This is a genomic window from Asanoa hainanensis (assembly GCF_900188485.1).
Classification (GTDB): Bacteria; Actinomycetota; Actinomycetes; order Mycobacteriales; family Micromonosporaceae; genus Asanoa; species Asanoa hainanensis.
Genome location: NZ_FZPH01000021.1, coordinates 99,085 through 118,637, shown reverse-complemented (window position 1 = coordinate 118,637; position 19,553 = coordinate 99,085). Strand labels below are relative to the sequence as shown.

General features: G+C 69.7%; 14 protein-coding genes and 1 riboswitch. Of the genes, 11 read left to right on the top strand and 3 right to left on the bottom strand.

Annotated elements, in window-relative coordinates; genetic code table 11:
• The 5 genes from CHC05_RS35590 to CHC05_RS35570 form a co-directional block, all read left to right on the top strand.
• A partial coding sequence (locus CHC05_RS35590; RefSeq protein WP_089255030.1) for a WD40/YVTN/BNR-like repeat-containing protein occupies positions 1-1,084 on the top strand: 1,084 nt, incomplete at its 5' end.
• Entirely contained in the window at positions 1,081-1,365 is a 285-nt protein-coding gene (locus tag CHC05_RS35585; protein WP_089255029.1) for a MoaD/ThiS family protein, read from the top strand. The genes CHC05_RS35590 and CHC05_RS35585, both read left to right, overlap by 4 nt.
• A 331-nt stretch (positions 1,366-1,696) precedes the next feature.
• Positions 1,697-2,089 carry a VOC family protein gene (locus CHC05_RS35580; RefSeq protein WP_089255028.1) on the top strand — a complete coding sequence of 131 codons (393 nt, stop codon included), beginning with the start codon at positions 1,697-1,699 and terminating at the stop codon, positions 2,087-2,089.
• 603 nt (positions 2,090-2,692) lie between these two features.
• A complete protein-coding gene (locus CHC05_RS35575) occupies positions 2,693-3,877 on the top strand; it encodes a PQQ-dependent sugar dehydrogenase (protein ID WP_245871384.1) in 1,185 nt (394 codons plus the stop codon).
• Positions 3,878-3,898: 21 nt separating this feature from the next.
• Entirely contained in the window at positions 3,899-5,494 is a 1,596-nt protein-coding gene (locus tag CHC05_RS35570; RefSeq protein ID WP_089255026.1) for a metallophosphoesterase family protein, read from the top strand.
• A gap of 252 nt (positions 5,495-5,746) precedes the next feature.
• Here the strand turns inward: CHC05_RS35570 and CHC05_RS35565 are convergent, their stop codons facing one another.
• The gene (locus CHC05_RS35565) at positions 5,747-7,015 is read right to left on the bottom strand and encodes a serine hydroxymethyltransferase (RefSeq protein ID WP_089255025.1); all 1,269 of its coding nucleotides are present in this window, start codon (positions 7,013-7,015) and stop codon (positions 5,747-5,749) included.
• 24 nt (positions 7,016-7,039) lie between these two features.
• Positions 7,040-7,128: riboswitch (ZMP/ZTP riboswitch) on the bottom strand.
• Positions 7,129-7,359: 231 nt separating this feature from the next.
• Here CHC05_RS35565 and CHC05_RS35560 point away from each other — a divergent pair.
• The 5 genes from CHC05_RS35560 (at position 7,360) to CHC05_RS35540 (ending at position 13,586) form a co-directional block, all read left to right on the top strand.
• Positions 7,360-9,096, top strand: a complete 1,737-nt coding sequence (locus tag CHC05_RS35560; protein WP_089255024.1) for an ABC transporter substrate-binding protein — start codon at positions 7,360-7,362, stop codon at positions 9,094-9,096.
• Entirely contained in the window at positions 9,096-10,088 is a 993-nt protein-coding gene (locus CHC05_RS35555; protein WP_089255023.1) for an ABC transporter permease, read from the top strand. The genes CHC05_RS35560 and CHC05_RS35555 overlap by 1 nt, the downstream gene beginning before the upstream one ends.
• A 218-nt stretch (positions 10,089-10,306) precedes the next feature.
• A complete protein-coding gene (locus tag CHC05_RS35550; protein ID WP_089255022.1) occupies positions 10,307-11,239 on the top strand; it encodes an ABC transporter permease in 933 nt (310 codons plus the stop codon).
• On the top strand, positions 11,236-12,195 hold the full coding sequence (locus CHC05_RS35545; RefSeq protein ID WP_218824780.1) for an ABC transporter ATP-binding protein: 960 nt from the start codon (positions 11,236-11,238) through the stop codon (positions 12,193-12,195). Before CHC05_RS35550 ends, CHC05_RS35545 begins: the two co-directional genes overlap by 4 nt.
• 596 nt (positions 12,196-12,791) lie before the next feature.
• On the top strand, positions 12,792-13,586 hold the full coding sequence (locus CHC05_RS35540) for an ABC transporter ATP-binding protein (RefSeq protein WP_089255021.1): 795 nt from the start codon (positions 12,792-12,794) through the stop codon (positions 13,584-13,586).
• A gap of 256 nt (positions 13,587-13,842) precedes the next feature.
• Here CHC05_RS35540 and CHC05_RS35535 read toward each other — a convergent pair whose 3' ends face one another.
• Positions 13,843-14,865 (bottom strand): LacI family DNA-binding transcriptional regulator, encoded by a 1,023-nt coding sequence (locus tag CHC05_RS35535; protein WP_089255020.1) that lies wholly within the window; start codon positions 14,863-14,865, stop codon positions 13,843-13,845.
• Positions 14,866-14,998: 133 nt separating this feature from the next.
• Here CHC05_RS35535 and CHC05_RS35530 point away from each other — a divergent pair, with 133 nt between their 5' ends.
• Positions 14,999-17,671, top strand: coding sequence for a glycoside hydrolase family 2 protein (locus tag CHC05_RS35530; protein WP_245871383.1), 2,673 nt, complete (start codon positions 14,999-15,001; stop codon positions 17,669-17,671).
• Positions 17,672-17,675: 4 nt separating this feature from the next.
• On the opposite strand, the gene ilvD is transcribed toward CHC05_RS35530, so the two are convergent.
• Positions 17,676-19,523 carry a dihydroxy-acid dehydratase gene (gene ilvD, locus CHC05_RS35525; RefSeq protein WP_089255019.1) on the bottom strand — a complete coding sequence of 616 codons (1,848 nt, stop codon included), beginning with the start codon at positions 19,521-19,523 and terminating at the stop codon, positions 17,676-17,678.
• Positions 19,524-19,553 lie beyond the last annotated feature (30 nt).

Sequence of the window (19,553 nt, the reverse complement as noted above, 5' to 3'; positions counted from 1 at the left end):
CATGACCGTCCTCCTGACCATCGGCACGAGCAAGGGCCTGTTCCTGGCGACCACCGACAACCGGGTCGACTGGCAGGTCAGCGGGCCGCACTTCGCGATGACCTCGATCTACGCTGTCGGCATCGACCACCGCCGGGCCACGCCGCGGCTAATGGCCGGCGTCGACAGCTCCCACTTCGGCCCGAGCGTCGCGACCAGCGACGACCTGGGCAAGACCTGGTCCGAGCCCGACCACGCCCCGGTCGCCTTCCCGGCCGACACCGACACCTCGCTGGTCCGCGTCTGGCAACTGGCACCCGGCCCGGCCGGCGAGCCCGATGTCGTCTACGCGGGCACCCAGCCCTCGGCGCTGTTCCGCTCCGAAGACGGCGGGCGCACCTTCACCCTGGTCCGGTCGCTGTGGGACCACCCGCACCGCCCCGAGTGGGGCGCCGGCTTCGGCGGCCAGGCGATCCACACGATCCTGCCGCACCCCGACGATCCGGCCCGGGTCCTGGTCGCGATGTCGACGGGCGGCGTCTACCGCACGAGTGACGGCGGTGCGACCTGGTCGCCCGGCAACGCCGGCATCAAGGCTGGCTTCTTCCCGGACCCCTATCCCGAGTTCGGCCAGTGCGTGCACAAGGTGGCCCGCGACGCCGGCGACCCGACCCGTCTCTACGCGCAGAACCACGGCGGCGTCTACCGCTCTGACGACGAGGGCGCCAGCTGGTCGTCGATCGCCGAGGGCCTACCGAGCGACTTCGGCTTTCCGATCGTCACCCATCCGGGTCGCCCGGAGACGGTCTGGACCTTCCCGCTGGCGGCCGACAGCGAGCGCTTCCCGCCCGACCACCGCTGCCGCGTCTTCCGCTCGACCGACGCCGGCGCCACCTGGTCGGCGCTGTCCGCGGGCCTCCCGACGGACCCGTTCTACCCGACGGTCCTCCGCGACGCGATGTGCGCCGACAACGCCACCCCCGCCGGCGTCTATTTCGGCACCCGCTCGGGCGAGGTCTGGTCCAGCGCCGACGAGGGCGAGTCCTGGGTCCAGGTGGCGGCCCACCTACCCGACGTGCTGTCGGTGAAAGCGGCGGCGCTATGACCGCACCCGTCACGATCCTGCTGCCAGGCGTGCTCCGAGCCGAGGCCGACGGCCAGAGCTCTCTGACCGTGGACGCCACCGGCTCACTACGAGCGGTGCTCGACGCGGTGGCGGCGACCTGGCCACGTCTGGACCGCCGCCTCCGCGATGAGCAGGGCGCCGTACGCCGCTACGTCAACATCTACGTCGACGGAGAGGACTGCCGCCGCTCTGGCGGCCTTGAAACCGAGGTCCCACCCGGCGCGGAGATCCAGGTCCTTCCCTCGGTAGCCGGCGGCTGAAGCGCGCACAACCCAGACCCAGCCGCGTCACAGCACACGGTGCCCGTCGCCCGGTCCGGCACGAGCTGCACGGGCCGAGAGGTCGGGCGCCGGCTCGAGAGCCGTGCAGCCTGGGTGGCTGGCGGCGCTCGTCGCTGCTGGTCGTTCGGTCGCGCGACATCGTGGTCGAGGTGGTCTCGGCCGCCCTGACCTGGCAACGCAGCGGACGCGGCTCGCGTGGGAGTTACGGTCGCGCCTGTCGCGGATCTGCGAAACCAGATTTGCCCGACTTGTCCAGCGGTCTGGGTGATTCGGCCCAGCAGTAACCAGCCAGTCGGGTGACGATGGGGTCATGGAACTCGTGACCGAAGTGATCCCGCGCCTCGTCGTCGCGGACGGAGCCGGCGCGGTGGCCTTCTACCAGCGGGCGCTCGGCGCGGCCGAGGGCAAGCGCTACACCGACGACGAAGGGCGGATCATCCACACCGAGCTCACCATCGGCAGCTCACGGCTGCACCTCAAGGACGAAGACAGCGGCGACCGGGCACCAACCTCGCTCGGCGGCACTCCCGTGATCATGCACCTCGGCGTCACCGACGCCGACGCGGCTGCCGCATCGCTGGTCGAGGCCGGTGCGACCACCGTCTTCCCCGTAGCTGACCACGGCTACGGCATGAAAGACGGTCGGTTCGCAGACCCCTTCGGCCATCTGTGGATCGTGTCCGAGCCGCTGGTCGAGGCCTGACCTCGGGATTCGCGAACCTGGGGAACCCCCGACCTCGGGAACCGCGGGCCTGGGGTTCGCGGGCTTCAGGAACCGCGGATTTGGGGACCGCTCGCCTGAGGGCCCGCGGGCCCCGGGAACTGCGGACCCGCGGAGCCTGGGGAACTGTGGACCCGCGCGGACCCGCGGACCTTTGGGACCCGCGGACCCTGGCGACGCGCGGACCCCGGGGACCCGCGGACCCCCGTGACCCGCGGATCGTAGGGGACCGCGGACCGCGGACTCTGGGGACCGGCGGATCCGCGAGACCCCGGGGACCCGCGGACTGTGGGGACCCGAGGACCTGCGCGGACCCGAGGACCCTGGGGACCCGAGGACCCTGGGGACCCGGGGACCCGCGCGGACGCGCGGACCCTGGGGACCCGCGAGCCCTGGGGACCCGGGTCCGCGGACCTGCGCGGACGGGCGGACTCTGGGGACCCGCGTACGCAGGTGGACCCGCGGACCCCCTACCGAACCGCGGACCCGCGCGGATCCGCAAACCCGGGGAACCCCGGACCCGCCGCGCGGCTCCGTTGATGCATGCGCAACGACTTGTCAGGCAGCCCCGCTAGGCTGTGCCGGGTGACCGGCCATCCCTCGTTCCGACGACTTCGACGCCGCGGGTTTGCCGGCGTGGTTGTGGCTGCGCTGTTGTTCGCGGGTGGTTGTGCCTTCGGGCAGCCTGAGCCCGACGCTGCCGGCAAGCCGCCCAACCTGCCGAAGCCCTCCGCCGACCCGTCGAAGACCAGTGGCGGGCTCGACCAGTCGGTTGCCGTCTCGGTCATCGCCAAGGGGCTCGAGGTGCCGTGGGGCATCGCGTTCCTGCCTGACGGTTCCGCCCTCGTCACCGAGCGCGACACCGCGCGGATCCGCAAGGTCGGGCCCGAGTCCGACACCAACGGGCTCAAGGTGACCACCGTGCAGACGCTCGACGGGGTCGACGCGCAGGGTGAGGGTGGGCTGCTCGGCATCGCGGTGTCCCCGAAGTACGCCTCCGACAAAACGATCTTCGTCTACTACTCGACCTCCGAGGACAACCGCGTCGCCAAGATGACGTTGGGTGGGCAGCCGCAGCCGATCGTTACCGGGATTCCGCTGTCCGGCATCCACAACGGCGGCCGGGTTGAGTTCGGGCCCGACGGCTTCCTCTACGTGACCACCGGCGACGCCTCGGAGCGTGGGCTCGCCCAGGACAAGAACAGCCTCGGCGGCAAGATCCTGCGGATGACGACCGACGGCAAGCCGGCGCCCGGCAACCCGTTCCCCAACTCGCTCGTCTGGTCGATGGGGCACCGCAACGTGCAGGGCATCGCCTGGGACGCGGGCAAGCGGCTCTGGGCCACCGAGTTCGGGCAGAGCACCTGGGACGAGATCAACCTGATCAAGCCGGGCAAGAACTACGGGTGGCCGACGGTCGAGGGCAAGGCCGAGGGCGCCAACCAGGGCAAGTTCGTCGATCCGCTGGTCACGTGGCCGACCAGCGAGTCGTCCTGCTCCGGCGCGGCGATCATCGACCGGGTGCTGGTCGCGGCCTGCCTGCGCGGCGAGCGGCTGTGGGCGATGGAGCTCACCGACTCGGGCACGATCCTCGGCGCGCCGCGGTCGCTCTTGCAGGGCGAGTACGGCCGGCTGCGCGCGGCGGTCGCCGCACCCGACGGCTCGCTCTGGATCAGCACCTCCAACAAAGACGGCCGGGGTGACCCGGAGCCCGACGACGACCGCATCCTCCGCCTCGTGTTCTCCGACGGCGGCGCGGGAAAGAGTTGACCGCGTCGACAGCGGGTAAAGATGGATCACGTGACCCCTCAGGAGGATGAGCCCAAGCCGCGCCGGGCCCGGATGTGGTCGGCCGTGCGCCGCGCCGCGGCGTCCCGGTTCACCCGGCGCACCGGGGTGTTCTTCGCGATCATCGGCGTAGCGCTGGTCGGTCTCGTCGTCGGCGTGCTCCTCGGCGCCCGTGCCCAGACCGACATCGGCCCCTTCCAGGCCGAGATGTCGCTGCGCCCCGCGACCAGCGGTGAGACCGAGGTCGTCGTGCCGCCGCTAGGCGCGCTGCACATCGACAGCCACGACGGCCCGCTGCGGCTGACCGTCCGGCTCGGCGCCCTCGACCAGGGCCGCACCCAGGCGCTGATCAGTGACCCGTCCGGGATCACCCGCGCCAGCCAGACCGTCGTCGACGATCTCCAGGCGGGCATCCTGCGGCTCGGCTTCCGTACCGTCTCGGTCTCGGTCCTCGGCGCCGTCGTGATCGGCCTGCTGGTCTTCCGCAGCACCCGCCGCGCGGCCTGGTGCGGCGGCGTCGCCCTGGCGGTCACCGCGAGCACCTTCGGGATCGCGGCCGGCACGATCAGGCCGGATTCGATCGAGCAGCCCAGGTACGAGGGCCTGCTCGTCAACGCCCCCGCGATCGTCGGTGACGCGCGGCGGATCGCGCAGGACTACGGCAAGTACGCCGACCAGCTCAAGGCCATCGTCGCCAACGTCAGCCGGATCTACACGACGGTCAACAAGTTGCCGATCTCGGACCAGGTCGACGGCGGCATCCGCATCCTGCACGTCTCCGACCTGCACCTGAACCCGTCGGCCTGGCCCACCATCCGCACCGTGGTCGAGCAGTTCGACATCGACGCGGTGATCGACACCGGCGACATCACCGACTGGGGCTCCGAGCCAGAGGCCACGTACGTCGGCTCGATCTCGCTGCTCGGCGTCCCCTACGTCTACATCCGCGGCAACCACGACTCCGCCGTCACCGCCGCGGCGGTCGGCCGCCAGCGCGACGCGATCGTCCTCGAGAACCGGGTCGTAGACGTGGCCGGCCTACGCATCGCCGGCATCGGCGACCCGCGCTTCACCCCCGACAAGGAGACGTCGCCGACCGGCTCGGGGCGCTCGAGGCAGGTCATCGAGCAGGTGTACGACGCCGGCGCGCGCCTGGCCGCCACGATCAAGGCGAGCGGCAAGCCGGCGGACGTCTGCCTGGTGCACGACCCGGAGTCGGCGCCGGCCCTCAACGGCGTCTGCCCGACGATCCTCGCCGGCCATCTGCACCACCGCGAGATCCGCATGCTTCCGACACTGCCGAACGTCCCGAACCCGAGCCGCGTCCTGGTCGAGGGCTCGACGGGCGGCGCGGGCCTACGCGGCCTGGAGGGCGAGCAGCCGACGCCGCTGCAGATGTCGGTGCTCTACTTCGACGACGCCAAGAAACTGCAGGCATACGACGACATCCAACTCGGGGGTACGGGCCAGGCCCAGGTCACCCTCAACCGCACCGTGGTGGAACGCCCGCGCCCGTCCACCTCGACCGGACCCACCCCGACATCGAGCCCGACACCGACGTTGTCCCCGACCCCAACGGTGCCGCCACCCGGCAACTGACCGCGCACGCCGCACAGGCCGTGCGGTGGGTGCCTTCGACTCTGATCGTTGCCGCAACGACGGACGGCACCGGCGGCTTCGGAAGACTCGCCGCATGACGCTGTTCAAGCGTGCGGGAACGTCGGGGCATCACGTTCGGCCCTGTCACGTTGCTCGACAACGACGGGAAGACCTCCACCGTCAACGTCGACGTGTCGTGACGGAGCGGGCTGGGCGGCCCGTTTCGTGTCGCCCAGCCCGCACCTTCGTTCGTCAGGCCGCGCGGTAGCCCGGCATCGGGAAGGCGGCGAGTAGGTCGCGGACCTCGCCGGCGATGCGGTCGATGGTCGCCTCGTCGTCCTTGAGCGCGGCCGTGACCGTCTCGTCCATCCAGGCCGCTACCTGCGGCATGTGCTGCTCGGTGAGGCCGCGGGTGGTCAACGCCGCCGTGCCCAGGCGGATGCCCGACGGGTCGAACGGCTTGCGGGTGTCGTACGGCACCGTGTTGTAGTTGAGCTCGATGCCCGCCCGGTCGAGCGCCTGGGCGGCCGGCTTGCCGGCGATGCCCTTGCTGGTCAGGTCGGCCAGGATCAGATGGTTGTCGGTGCCGCCCGAGCTCAGCGCGAAGCCGTGCTCCGTCAACGCTGTCGCGAGCGCCGCCGCGTTGGCGACGACCTGGTGCGCGTACGCGCGGAAGTCCGCCGTCGCCGCCTCGCGCAACGCCACCGCGATCGCGGCGGTCGTGTGGTTGTGGGGACCGCCCTGGAGGCCGGGGAAGACCGCCTTGTCGATCGCCGTCGCGTGCTCGGCGGTCGTCATGATCATGGCGCCGCGGGGGCCGCGGAGGGTCTTGTGCGTGGTCGTGGTGATCACGTCGGCGTGGCCGACCGGCGACGGGTGTGCGCCGCCGGCGATCAGGCCGGCGATGTGGGCGATGTCGGCGACCAGGACGGCGCCGACCTCGCGGGCGATGGCCGCGAAACCCGGGAAGTCGATCGTCCGCGGTACGGCGGTGCCGCCACAGAAGATCACCTTGGGGCGCTCGGCGAGGGCCAGGTCGCGTACCTCGTCGAGGTCGATCCGGCCCGTTTCCCGGTTCACCGCGTAGCGGACCGAGTTGAACCACTTGCCGGTCGCCGAGACCGACCAGCCGTGCGTGAGGTGGCCGCCCATCGGCAGCGCCATGCCCATCACGGTCTCGCCCGGCTGCAGGAACGCCAGGTAGACGGCGAGGTTGGCGGGCGAGCCCGAGTACGGCTGGACGTTGGCGTGGTCCACGCCGAACAGGCTCTTGGCCCGGTCGATCGCCAGCGTCTCGATCGGGTCGATGAGCTGCTGGCCCTCGTAGTAGCGCTTGCCGGCGTAGCCCTCGCTGTACTTGTTGGTCAGCACGGTCGAACTCGCCTCGAGCACCGCCTCGGAGACGTAGTTCTCGGACGCGATCATCCGCAGCTTGTCGTGCTGGCGGCTGGCCTCGGCCTCGATCAGCGTGGCCAGCTGCGGGTCTTCGGCGGTCAGGTGGGGGATCGGTGGCACGTGCACGGCGTCTCCTGAGGCATCTGACGAACACCACACCCAGGCGCGCGGTGCGGCGTTGCCTGCGGTCGCTCCCCGGTGGTCAGTTCCACCTCGCTGCGCCAGTCGCGAGTACCCGGAAATGCTAGCCGAATCGGCGGTCCGCGGCGGCGACGGCGCCAAGGCATCGAAGACTGCTAAAGCAACCGGTTAAGTGGGTGCGCTCCCATCCGGACCGATATCGATAGCCCCGACAGCGTGGGAGCGCTCTTGACGACTCAGAAAACCCATGTTTCAGTGTGTCTACTTATCCGGTTAAGTGATCTCCGTTACATCGCACGTCGGGAGCTCCCAGTTCGAGGAGGACGGCAATGCGCAGGCGGTCGAGGTGGCTGGTGGCGGGCGCGCTCGCGCTCACGATGGGAATGGCCGGGTGCACCGGCGACGACGGCGCGGCGACGCCGGGCGCCGGCGGACTGCCCGGCCCCGCGGGAGGCGGCGGCGCCTACCCGCGCAACGAGACGCTCTACACGAGCGGCACCCAGTGGGGGCCGCCGAACAGCTGGAACCCGATCATCCCCGGCTACGCGATGGGCACGGTCGGTCTGGCATACGAGACGCTGTTCCTCTTCGACCCGCAGAAGACCGAGCTCAGCCCGTGGCTGGCCGAGAAGGGCGAGTGGGCCGACAAGACCTACACGCTGACCCTGCGCGAGGGCATCACCTGGAGCGACGGTAAGCCGCTGACCGCGGACGATGTCAAGTACACGGCCGAGCTCGGCAAGATCAAAGCCGTCCCGTACAGCAATCTCTGGACCTGGTTGTCGGCCGTCGACGTGGTCGACGCGCGCACCGCGAAGTTCACCTTCAGCGACCCACGCATCCAGGAGTGGGAGAACTGGCTCTACGAGAACCCGATCGTGCCCAAGCACATCTGGGAGTCGCGTTCCGAGGCCGACATCACGACGACGGCCAACGAGAAGCCCGTCGGCACCGGCCCCTACGAGTACCTGACCCACGACCAGGACCGCATGGTGTGGAAGAAGAAGGCCGACTGGTGGGCAACTAAAGCGCTCAACCTCGACGTCAAACCGAACTACATCGTCGACATCGTCAACTCCAGCAACGAGGTCGCGCTCGGGCTGCTGCTGCAGGGCAACATGGACCTGTCGAACAACTTCCTGCCGGGCATCGCCAACCTGGTCAAGGGCGATTTCAAGATCAAGACGTACTACCCGGAACCGCCTTACATGCTGTCGGCCAACACCGCGATGCTGATCCCCAACACCACCAAGGCGCCGATGAACGACGTCGCGTTCCGGCGGGCGCTGGCCAGCTCGATCGAGACCAAGAAGATCGTCGAGGGCGTGTACGGCAACATCGTCCGCGCGGCCAACCCGACGGGACTGCTGCCGGTCTGGGACCAGTTCGTCGATCAGGGCGTGGTGAGCCAGAACGGCTTCAGCTTCGACACCGCCAAGGCGAAGAAGACCCTCGCGGACGCGGGCTACAAGGACACCAACAACGACGGCTTCGTCGAGGGCAAGGACGGTAAACCGGTCAAGCTGTCGCTGATCGTGCCGGCCGGCTGGACGGACTGGATGGAGGCGGCCCGGGTGATCAGCGCCGGTGCGCAGGCCGCCGGGATCAACGTGGTGCCCGAGTTCCCCGACGCGGGAGCGCTCGACGACGCCCGCACAGCTGGCACGTTCGACCTGGTGCTCAACAACTGGGCCGGCCTGTCCAACACGCCGTGGAACTACTACAACTACGTGTTCCAATTGCCGATCCAGAAGCAGCAGTTCAACGCCAACTTCGCGCGCTACGAGAACAAGACGGCGTGGGAACTGGTGCAGAAGCTGGCTCGTACCGCCCAGGACTCGCCTGATTTCAAGACCACCATCAGCGAGCTGGAGCGGATCCACCTCACCGAGCTGCCGATGATCCCGCTCTGGTACAACGGTCTGTGGGCCCAGTTCAACACAGCACATTGGACCAACTGGCCGTCGTCCGCCGGTGACGCGCCGAAGGACCTGCCGACCACGTGGAACAACCTGTGGGAGATGGGCAGCATCAAGATGCTGACCCAGCTGAAGCCGGTTGCCTGATGAGGCGGTACTTCGGCCGCAAACTGGCGATCTACGCGTTGACCTTCGTCGTCGCGGTGACGCTCAACTGGATCATCCCCCGGTTCATGCCGGGGGACCCGGTCCTGCGCATGCTGACCCGCACGTCGGTCTCGAATCCCGAGGCGATCGCGCCGATGCGCGCGTACTACGAGAACGTGTTCGGACTCGACGTTCCATTGTGGAAGCAATACGTCAACTACTGGGTCGAGCTGTTCCAGGGAAACCTCGGCGTCAGCGTGTGGTTGTTCCCCGCGCCGGTGGCCGATGTCATCCTCCACGCGGTGCCGTACACGCTCGCTCTCCTGCTGCCCTCGATCCTGCTGAGTTGGTGGGCCGGCAACAAGGTGGGCGCGCTGGCGGCGCGCAGCACGTGGCTGGACAACACCGCGCTGCCGGTCTCGTACGCGCTGACCGCCACGCCGTACATGTGGCTCGGCATCCTGCTCGCCTGGGGCCTGGGTATCGTGGCCGGGGTGTTCCCGGTGGCCGGCGGCTATAGCTTCGAGCTGCGCCCGGACTGGTCGTGGGTCTTCGTCGGAAGCCTTGCGCTGCACTGGTTCCTGCCGTTCCTGTCGCTGTTCCTCGTGGCGTTCGGCGGCTGGGCGATCGGCATGCGGAATCTGATCATCTACGAGCTGGAGGCCGACTACGCGAGCTATCTCGCGGCGCTCGGCGCACCACGCCGGCTGATCCGCCGGTACGCGTTCCGCAACGCGCTCCTCCCGCAGATCACCGGTCTGGCCCTGCAACTCGGCGTGCTGGTCTCCGGCGCGTTGGTGACGGAGATCGTGTTCGCCTACCCGGGCCTCGGCCACCTGATCCTGCAGGCGATCCAGAACCAGGACTTCTTCCTGCTCCAGGGCGCCTTCCTGTTCATCGTGATCGGCGTGCTGGTAGCCAACTTCGTGATCGACATCGTGTACGTCCTGGTGGACCCACGAACCCGAACCGGCATGCAGGGGGCGGCATGAGCGAGCGAAGCGAGCGCGGTCGGCTCAGTTGCCGTCGGTCATGCTCCGCCGACCGAGGGGAGGGGGCGGCGTGAGTGAGCGAAGCGAGCGCGGTCGGCTCAGTTGCCGTCGGTCATGCTCCGCCGACCGAGGGGAGGGGGCGGCGTGAGTGAGCGAAGCGAGCGCGGTCGGCTCAGTCGCCTTCGGTCATGCTCTGCCGACCGAAGGGAGGGGGCGGCATGACCGAGCCTGGTCAGCTGACCGACACCGACCATGTAGCGGCGCCGGGGGTGCCCGCGCTCGCTGAGCCGGTTGTGTCGCTGGCCGGCCGGCGCCGCGAGACGCTGCATTTCGCGCTGCGCAACAAGAAGGTGGTCGGCGCGCTGGTGGTGATCTCGGGCTTCCTCGTGCTCGGCCTGGTCGCACCGCTGTTCACGGACCACGGACCCAACGAGTACGTGGGTCCGCCGGCGGCCGGACCGTCGGCCGACTACTGGTTCGGCACGACCACGTTCGGGCAGGACGTGTTCCTCCAGTTCGCCAACGGCATCCGGTCGACGTTCGTGGTGGGCCTGCTGGGCGGCGGCCTCGCCGCGTTGATCGGGATGACTGTCGGCTTCGTCGCCGGCTACAGGGGCGGTCTGGTCGACGAGCTGCTCAACATGCTGACCAACATCGTCCTGGTGCTGCCGGCGCTGGCCGTCCTGATCATCCTGCACGCGTACGTCGGTGTCACCTCGGTGCCGATGCAGGCGGTGTTCATCGGCCTGTTCTCCTGGCCGTGGGTGGCCCGCGCGGTGCGGGCGCAGACCTTCTCCCTGCGGTCACGGGAGTTCGTCGACCTGGCCCGGTTAAGTGGGATGCGGCCACTGGCGGTCATCCGCCGGGAGATCGCGCCGAACATGAGTTCCTACCTGTTCATGACGTTCATTCTGCTGTTCGGCGGCTCGGTGCTGATGGCCGCCACCCTCGACTTCATCGGCCTGGGCCCGACCGACGCGATCTCACTCGGGTTGATGATGAACAGCGCGGTCCACTGGAGTGCGCTCCATCTAGGACTGTGGTGGTGGTTCGTACCACCCGGCGCGGCGATCACCGCGATCGTCGGCGCGCTCTACGTGATGAACGTCGGTCTCGACGAGGTCTTCAACCCCAAGCTGCGGGAGATGTGACCGTGACCCTTCAGGTCGACGACCTCCGGGTCTGCTACCGGACGCTCATGGGGGAGGTACGGGCCCTCGACGGTGTCTCGTTCACGGTGGCGGACGGCGAGATCATGGGCGTCGTCGGCGAGTCCGGCTGCGGCAAGTCCACATTGGGCAAGTCGTTGGTCCGCCTGGACAACAGGATGAAACACGTCGGCGGTACGGTGACCGTCGACGGAGAGCCGTTGCCGATCGCCGACGACCGCGCGATGAACCGGTTCCGTTTCACGTCCGTGTCGATCATCCCCCAGTACGCGATGAGCGCCCTCAACCCGACCCGCCGGATCGGTCGCCTGGTGGCCGACCTGCTCGACGCGCACGGAATGTCGTACGCGGCCACCCGCCCGGAGCTGGTCCGCCGGCTGGCCCTGGTGGGCCTGCCGGAGACGGTCCTGGACAGCTACCCGATCGAGCTGTCCGGCGGCATGAAGCAGCGCGTGGTGCTCGTCCTGTCCACCCTCCGGGACCCCGCCCTGCTGGTCGCGGACGAGGTGACGTCGGCGCTGGACGTGTCGACCCAGCGCGCGGTGGCCCAGACCCTGGTCGAGTTCCGGGACCGGGGATACGTGCGCGGCATGCTCGTGGTCACCCACGACATCTCGCTGGTCTACCAGATAGCCGACACGATCATGGTGATGTACGCGGGCCGCCTGGCGGAGAAGGCACCGTCCGATGTGGTCGTAACTGAACCGCTTCATCCGTACACCCAGCTGTTGATCGGCGCGCTACCCGAAGTCGGCGCGAGATTCAGCGAACGGAGGTTGACCGGTATACCCGGCCGTCCGCCGGGCCTGCGCAACCCTCCGCAGGGCTGCCGCTTCCGGGCACGGTGCCCGCTGGCCTTCGACAAGTGCGCGGAACAGCCACCGTTCGTCGAGGTAGCCGAGAACCACCAGGTAGCCTGCTGGAAGGCAGGCTCATGACGACGCCGGCCCGTCTGGCATGCGCCCTCTCGCCGACCCGAAGCGGTCGCGCTCGTCAGGACGCGGCCGGGATCGCGCCGCCCGTGCGGGGGCCGGTCGGCTTCGTGGGCTGGAGTCGTCCGGTCGGTGGGGCGGCGCGATGATCGCGCGGTTCGCATGGGAACGATCTGGGTTGTCGGGTTGGTGTCGCCGCGGCCGTGCGGGTGGTGTGGTGATCGCGCCAACCCTGCGGGTGCACGACACGTTGTGCGGCCCGAGCCGTCGTATCCGCCCGGCCGGAACGGCGATGGGGTCGTGTTCGCCGATACGTGGTGGGTTGCGGGGTAGGGCCCGCGGCGGCCTCGGCCGCCTTGCCGGTGGGCGTTCGCGTGGCACCGGGGGCATTGCTCCCGGCGCCACGAACCCGACCGGGTACGCGCCCACATTCGCGTCGCCCTGGACCGACGTGCCGGCCTTCGGCGGCGGGCGAGTGCCGGCCTTTGACGGTGCGCGAGTGCCGGTCTTCGGCGGCGGGCGACTGCCGGCTGAGACGGCGACCGGGCGCCGCGTTCGGATGTCGGGCAACACCTACGGCGGACCTGGAGGGCGGAAACCGCATGTTGCGGCTTGATCAGGTTTCGAAGACCTTTCGGCTCGGTGCGTTCGGCAACCGTGAGCTCACCGCGGTCAAGGACGTCTCGCTGAGCGTCGATCCCGGCGAGGTGGTTTCGCTGATCGGCGAGAGCGGCAGCGGCAAGACCACCATCGGTCGCATGGTGCTCGGGCTCGCGTCACCCACCAAGGGCCGCGTCACCTTCGACGGCGTTCAGGTTTCCGGGCTGCGGGGGCGGGCGCTGCACGGCTACCACCGGCGGGTGCAGGGCGTGTTCCAGGACCCGTTCAGCACGTTCAACCCCGTGTTCAAGGCGGACCGCGTCTTCGCCCTCGTACGGGACGGGTTCTTCGGGTCGGTGCCCGCCGCCCAATGGCGGCAGCGGGTCGAGACCGCCTTGCACGGGGTACGCCTGGAGCCCGCGGACGTCCTCGACAAGTACCCGCACCAGCTCAGCGGCGGCCAGCTCCAGCGGATGCTGATCGCCCGGGCCTTGTTGCTCGACATCCGTCTGCTGGTCGCCGACGAGATCATCAGCATGCTCGACGCCTCGACGCGGGTTGACGTGTTGAATCTGCTCGGGGAGCTCAAGTCGTCGGGGCTCGGCGTGCTCTTCGTGACCCACGATCTGGCGCTCGGCACCTACATCAGCGACCGCACTGTCATTCTCCGCGCCGGGGAGGTGGTCGAGGCCGGGCCCACGGAAACGGTATTCACCAACCCGAGCCACGAATACACCCGCAATCTGCTCGCGGCTGTTCCGCATTTGCACCGGCGCTGGGATGAACCGGTTAAGTAGCCGCATTCGGGCGGGCGGTGCTCGCGCGGGGCACCAGCTTGGCCATCGGCGCCTCGACCTAAACGACGGGTTGGCCGGCGATGGCCGCCAGCAGGTGACGCGCGGCCAGTGCGCCGTAGGCCGGTTGAGTAGCCGTATTCGGGCGGGCGGTGCTTGCGCTGGGCACCAGCTTGGCCGTCGGTGCCTCGACCTAGCCGACGGGTTGGCCGGCGATGGCCGCCAGCAGGTGACGCGCGGCCAGTGCGTCGTAGGCCGGTTAAGTAGCCGTATTCGGGCGGGCGGTGCTTGCCCTGGGCACCAGCTTGGCCGTCGGCGCCTCGACCGAGCCGACGGGCTGGCCGGCGATGGCCGCCAGCAGGTGACGCGCGGCCAATGCGCCGTAGGCCGGGATGTCGCGTGTCAGCGCGGTCAGCGCCGGATGCACCAGCCGGCACAACGGCGAGTCGTCGAACGCCACGATGGACAGGTCGCCGGGGACCGTGAGGCCCATCTCCTGGGCGACGCCCAGCCCCGCGATCGCCATCACGTCGTTGTCGTAGATCACCGCTGTCGGCCGGTGCTCGCCGCTGAGCAGGCGCCGGGTGGCCCGGGCACCCTCTTCTCCCGAGTAGTCGGTGCCGACCGTCAACGCGTGGCGCACGCCGAGGCGCTCGCACGCGCCCCGGAACGCCGACGCTCGGATCCGGGTGTGCCACAGGTCCGGCAGGCCCGCCACCCGCGCGATCTGGCGGTGGCCGAGGGCGGCCAGATACTCGACGGTCTCGATCACCGCGACGGCGTCGTCGTTCCAGACGTGCGGCACGTCGTCGACGCCGTCCGGGCCGCCGACGACGACCGCGGGCAGGCGCAGGTCGGTCACGACGGCGATGCGTGGGTCGCCGACCCGCAGGTCGCAGACGAGCACCCCGTCGACGCGCCGCTCACCCCACCACCGGCGGTAGACGTCGATCTCGGCGTCGGCGTCGGCCACGATCTGCAGCATCAGCGCCTGGCCGCGGGCAGACAGCTCGGCCTCGACGCCGCTGATCAGCTCCATGTAGAACGGTTCGAAGCCAAGCACCCGGGCCGGACGGCGCAACGCCAGGCCGATCGTGTCGGCGGCCGCGCCGGACAGGGCTCGGGCCGCGCTGTGCGGGTTGAAGCCGATCTCCTCGGCGATGGCCAGGATCCGGCGGCGCGTCGTCTCCGAGACGCCGCGTTGGCCGTTGAGGGCGTACGAGACCGCGCCCTTGGACACGCCCGCCAGAGCGGCGATGTCGGCAATCGTCGGCCGCTTCACCCAATGCCTCCCGCACCCGCAGGACCACGACAAGGGCAAGCTATCACCGCCGTTGACAGCATTCCCGCGCTCATCGTACCGTCAATTTTACTTATCCGGTTCAGCAGCTCGGATCGGCGAAGGGTCAACGCTCATGCGGAAACCGCTCAATTCCGGCTGGACCCTGATGCCCGCGGCGGCCGGTGCGGTGCCCCACGAGGTCCTGGCCGCTGGTCCGATTCCGGCGACCGTGCCGGGCTGCGTGCACACCGATCTGCTCGCCGCCGGCCTGATCCCCGACCCGTTCCAGGACCGCAACGAGACCTCGTCGCAGTGGATCGGCGAGACGACGTGGCGCTACACCACGACGTTCGAATGGCGCGGTCCCGGCGGCCATGACCGGGTCGACCTGGTCTGCGCGGGCCTCGACACCGTCGCCGACCTCGAGCTCAACGGCGTGCCGCTGGGCAGCACCGCCAACATGCACCGGTCCTACCGCTTCGACGTACGCGACGGCCTGCGGCCCGGTGCCAACGAGCTGACGGTGGTCTTCCGGCCGGCCCGTGAGTACGCCCGGCACTGGCAGTGCAAGCTCGGTGACCGGCCCAACGCCTACCCTGAACCGTTCAACTTCATCCGCAAGATGGCCTGCAACTTCGGCTGGGACTGGGGCCCGACGCTGATTACCGCCGGCATCTGGCAGCCGATCGAGCTCGACCTCTGGCACACCGCCCGACTCGATCGGATCCGTCCACTGGTGACGGTCGACGCGACAACCGGCCGCGTCGCAGTGCACGCCGACATCGAGCGCGCCACAGACGGCCCCCTCACCGTCTCCGCGACGATCGCAGGCCACGGCACGGGCCACGGCCACAGCGCCGTCCGCGCCGCCGGCCGCGACCGGGTCCACCGCGCCGACGACGGTGGGGGTCACGGCGTCAGGCTCGGCTCGGGCGGCGGAGTGGGGGAGGAAGCGGGCGGCGGCCTGGGCGCGAGCACGGGTCACGCCAACCTCGACCCGGTTGACGGCGCCGACGCCGGCGTGGATCAGGGCTCGGGCGGCGGCGTGGATCACGGCGCGGGCGGGAGCCTGGGTCACGGCACCGGCCACAACGCCGGCCGAAGCGTCGGCCAGACGGGAACTGCCACCGTCAACAACAGCACCGCCGTGGTCACTCTTGAGGTGCCTGGGCCGCGACTCTGGTGGCCGCGCGGCTACGGCGAGCAGCCCCGCTACGACCTCGAGGTCACCCTCACCGACAGCGCCGGCACGAAGCTCGACACCTGGCGCCAGAAGGTCGGGTTCCGCAGCGTCCGCCTGGACACCACGCCCGACGAGCGGGGCACGCCCTTCACGGTCGTCGTCAACGACCAACCGATCTTCGTGCGCGGTGTCAACTGGATCCCCGACGATGCCTTCCCGACCCGGATCACCCGGGACCGGCTCCGGCACCGGTTCCGCCAGGCCACCGAGGCCAACGTCAACCTGCTCAGGGTCTGGGGCGGCGGCCGCTACGAGTCCGACGACTTCTACGACCTCGCCGACGAGCAGGGCCTGATGGTCACCCAGGACTTCCTGTTCGCCTGCGCGGCGTACCCGGAGGAGGAGCCGTTCGCCTCCGAGATCGCGGCGGAGGCGGCCGAGCAGGTGGTCCGCCTCTCGACCCACCCGAGCCTGCTCTGGTGGTGCGGCAACAACGAGAACCTCTGGGGCCACGAGGACTGGGGCTGGAAAACAGCTTTGGGAGAGCGGTCCTGGGGAGCGGGCTACTACCACCGCGTGCTGCCGGACATCGTCGAGACGCTCGACCCGACCCGCCCCTACTGGCCGGGCAGCCCCTGGTCAGGGACAGCGGACAGGCACCCGAACGACCCCGACCACGGCACCATGCACATCTGGGACGTCTGGAACAGGCTCGACTACACCCACTATCGCGACCACAGCCCCCGCTTCGTGGCGGAGTTCGGCTACCAGGCGCCTCCCACCTGGGCGACCATGACCGAGGCCATCAGCGACGACCCACTCACCCCGACCTCGCCGGGCATGCGCCACCACCAGAAGGCGGCGGACGGCGACCAGAAGCTCCAACGTGGACTCGACGCGCACTTCTCGGCACCCCGCGACACCGCCGACTGGCACTACCTCACCCAGGTCAACCAGGCCCGCGCCATCACCACCGCCGTCGAGCACTTCAGAGCCCTCAAACCGCACTGCATGGGCACGATCGTCTGGCAGCTCAACGACTGCTGGCCGGTCACGTCCTGGAGCGCCGTGGACGGGAAGGGCCGACGCAAGCCCATGTGGTATGCCCTACGCCGCGCGTACGCGGACCGGATCCTGATCCTGGACCAGGACCGGGCTGTGCTGGTGAACGAGACGGCCACGCCGTGGCACACCGAGCTGGCCGTCCGGCGGTCCACTTTGGACGCGAAGACGCAGGCGGAGACGAGGCGAGCGGTCACCGTCCCGCCACACAGCAGGGAGGAGCTGGCCCACGACGTGGCCCCACCAGGCGACCTCCGCGCCGAGGTGCTCTGGGCCGAGGCCGACGGAGCGGAGCGCGCCTGGCATTTCTACGCGGAGGACAAGGACATCGCTTACCCGAAGGCGGAGTACGACGTCGACGCGAAGAGCGGCGGGGTGACCGTCACGGCCCGCACGTTCCTGCGCGACCTCACCGTCTATCCGGACCGGCTCGACCCGGACGCCGAGGCAGACGACGCCCTGCGGAACCTGTTCCCGGGCGAGGCGGTCACCTTCACCATCGCGACCGCCACCGCCCCGGACCAATGGGCCAAGCCCGTGCTCCGCTGCGTCAACGACTGACGAACTACTCAGGCACCTTCCGGTACGCGCCATCGCTGGCCGAGGTCGCCATCGACGCGTACGCCCGCAGCGCCGCCGACACGGGACGCACCCGGTCGACCGGCGTGTAGGGCTTGTCGCGCTTCTCCTGCGCGATCCGCCGCGCCTCGAGAACGTCGTCCGACACGTTGAGCGTCAGCGCACGGGACGGAATGTCGATGACGATCTCGTCGCCCTCCTCGATCAGGGCGATCAGGCCGCCGCCGGCCGCCTCGGGCGAGACGTGGCCGATGGACAACCCCGACGTACCCCCGGAGAACCGCCCGTCGGTGATCAGCGCGCACGCCTTGCCGAGCCCGCGTCCCTTGAGGAACGAGGTCGGGTAGAGCATCTCCTGCATGCCCGGCCCACCCCGCGGCCCCTCGTAGCGGATGACCACGACATCGCCGGGCTGGATCTCCTTGGCCAGGATCGCGTCGACCGCGGACTCCTGCGACTCGAACACCTTGGCCGGCCCGCGGAACGTCCACAGCTCCTCGTCGACACCGGCGGTCTTCACCACCGAGCCTTCGGGCGCCAGGTTGCCGTGCAGTATCGCCAGACCACCATCGGCCGTGTACGCGTGCTCGAAGTCCCGGATGCACCCGTCGGCGGCATCGGTGTCCAACGTGGACCACCGGTTGGAGGTCGAGAACGGCTCGGTCGTCCGCACCCCACCCGGCGCGGCGTGGAACAACTCGATCGCCGACGCGGAAGCCGAACCGCTGCGGATGTCCCAGGAAGCAAGCCACGAGGACAGCGAGGACGAGTGCACCGAGTGCACCGACGTGTCCAACGCCCCGCCCCGGGCCAGCTCGCCCAGGATGGCCGGGATGCCGCCGGCCCGGTGCACGTCCTCCATGTGGTACTTCTGCGTGTTCGGCGCCACCTTGGCCAGGCACGGCACGCGGCGCGAGATCGCGTCGATGTCCTTGACGCCGAAGTCGAGCTCGGCCTCGCGGGCCGCGGCCAGCAGGTGCAGCACGGTGTTGGTGGAGCCGCCCATGGCCACGTCGAGCGCGACGGCGTTCTCGAACGCCGGCCGGGTGGCGATGTTGCGCGGCAACACGGAGGAATCGTCGTCGTCGTAGTAACGGCGAGCCAGGTCGACGACCGTGCGCCCCGCGTCGAGGAAGAGCTGGCGCCGGGCCGAGTGGGTGGCCAGCGTCGAGCCGTTGCCGGGCAGCGCCAGGCCGATCGCCTCGGTCAGGCAGTTCATCGAGTTCGCGGTGAACATGCCGGAGCAGGACCCGCAGGTGGGACAGGCCGACTTCTCGATCTCGCTCAGCTCGGCGTCGGTCACCGAGTCGTTGGACGAGGCGATCATCGCGTCGATCAGGTCGAGCTTGTTGCCGACGACGCCGTCGACGGCGATGGTCTTGCCGGCCTCCATCGGCCCGCCGGAGACGAACACGGTGGGGATGTTGAGCCGCAGCGCGGCGATCAGCATGCCCGGCGTGATCTTGTCGCAGTTCGAGATGCAGACGAGGGCGTCGGCGCAGTGGGCGTTCACCATGTACTCGACCGCGTCCGCGATCAGCTCGCGGCTGGGCAGCGAGTAGAGCATGCCGCCGTGGCCCATCGCGATGCCGTCGTCGACGGCGATCGTGTTGAACTCGCGGCCGACGCCGCCTGCCTCGGTGACCGCCTCGGACACCAGTGCGCCCATGTTGCGAAGGTGCACGTGCCCGGGTACGAACTGCGTGAAGCTGTTGGCGATCGCCACGATCGGCTTACCGAAGTCGTCGTCGGTCATCCCGGTGGCCCGCCAGAGGGCCCGGGCGCCGGCCATCGTCCGCCCGTGGGTGGAAGTTCTGGAACGCAGCTCAGGCATGTTGTCAAGTCTCGCACCACGAAACCGGAT

Bases quoted from the DNA above. Each gene is read 5' to 3' on its own strand.
- CHC05_RS35585 (WP_089255029.1), top strand. From the start codon at position 1,081: ATGACCGCACCCGTCACGATCCTGCTGCCAGGCGTGCTCCGAGCCGAG.
- CHC05_RS35580 (WP_089255028.1), top strand. From the start codon at position 1,697: ATGGAACTCGTGACCGAAGTGATCCCGCGCCTCGTCGTCGCGGACGGA.
- CHC05_RS35570 (WP_089255026.1), top strand. From the start codon at position 3,899: ATGGATCACGTGACCCCTCAGGAGGATGAGCCCAAGCCGCGCCGGGCC.
- CHC05_RS35560 (WP_089255024.1), top strand. From the start codon at position 7,360: ATGCGCAGGCGGTCGAGGTGGCTGGTGGCGGGCGCGCTCGCGCTCACG.
- CHC05_RS35555 (WP_089255023.1), top strand. From the start codon at position 9,096: ATGAGGCGGTACTTCGGCCGCAAACTGGCGATCTACGCGTTGACCTTC.
- CHC05_RS35550 (WP_089255022.1), top strand. From the start codon at position 10,307: ATGACCGAGCCTGGTCAGCTGACCGACACCGACCATGTAGCGGCGCCG.
- CHC05_RS35540 (WP_089255021.1), top strand. From the start codon at position 12,792: ATGTTGCGGCTTGATCAGGTTTCGAAGACCTTTCGGCTCGGTGCGTTC.
- CHC05_RS35530 (WP_245871383.1), top strand. From the start codon at position 14,999: ATGCGGAAACCGCTCAATTCCGGCTGGACCCTGATGCCCGCGGCGGCC.
- ilvD (WP_089255019.1), bottom strand. From the start codon at position 19,523: ATGCCTGAGCTGCGTTCCAGAACTTCCACCCACGGGCGGACGATGGCC.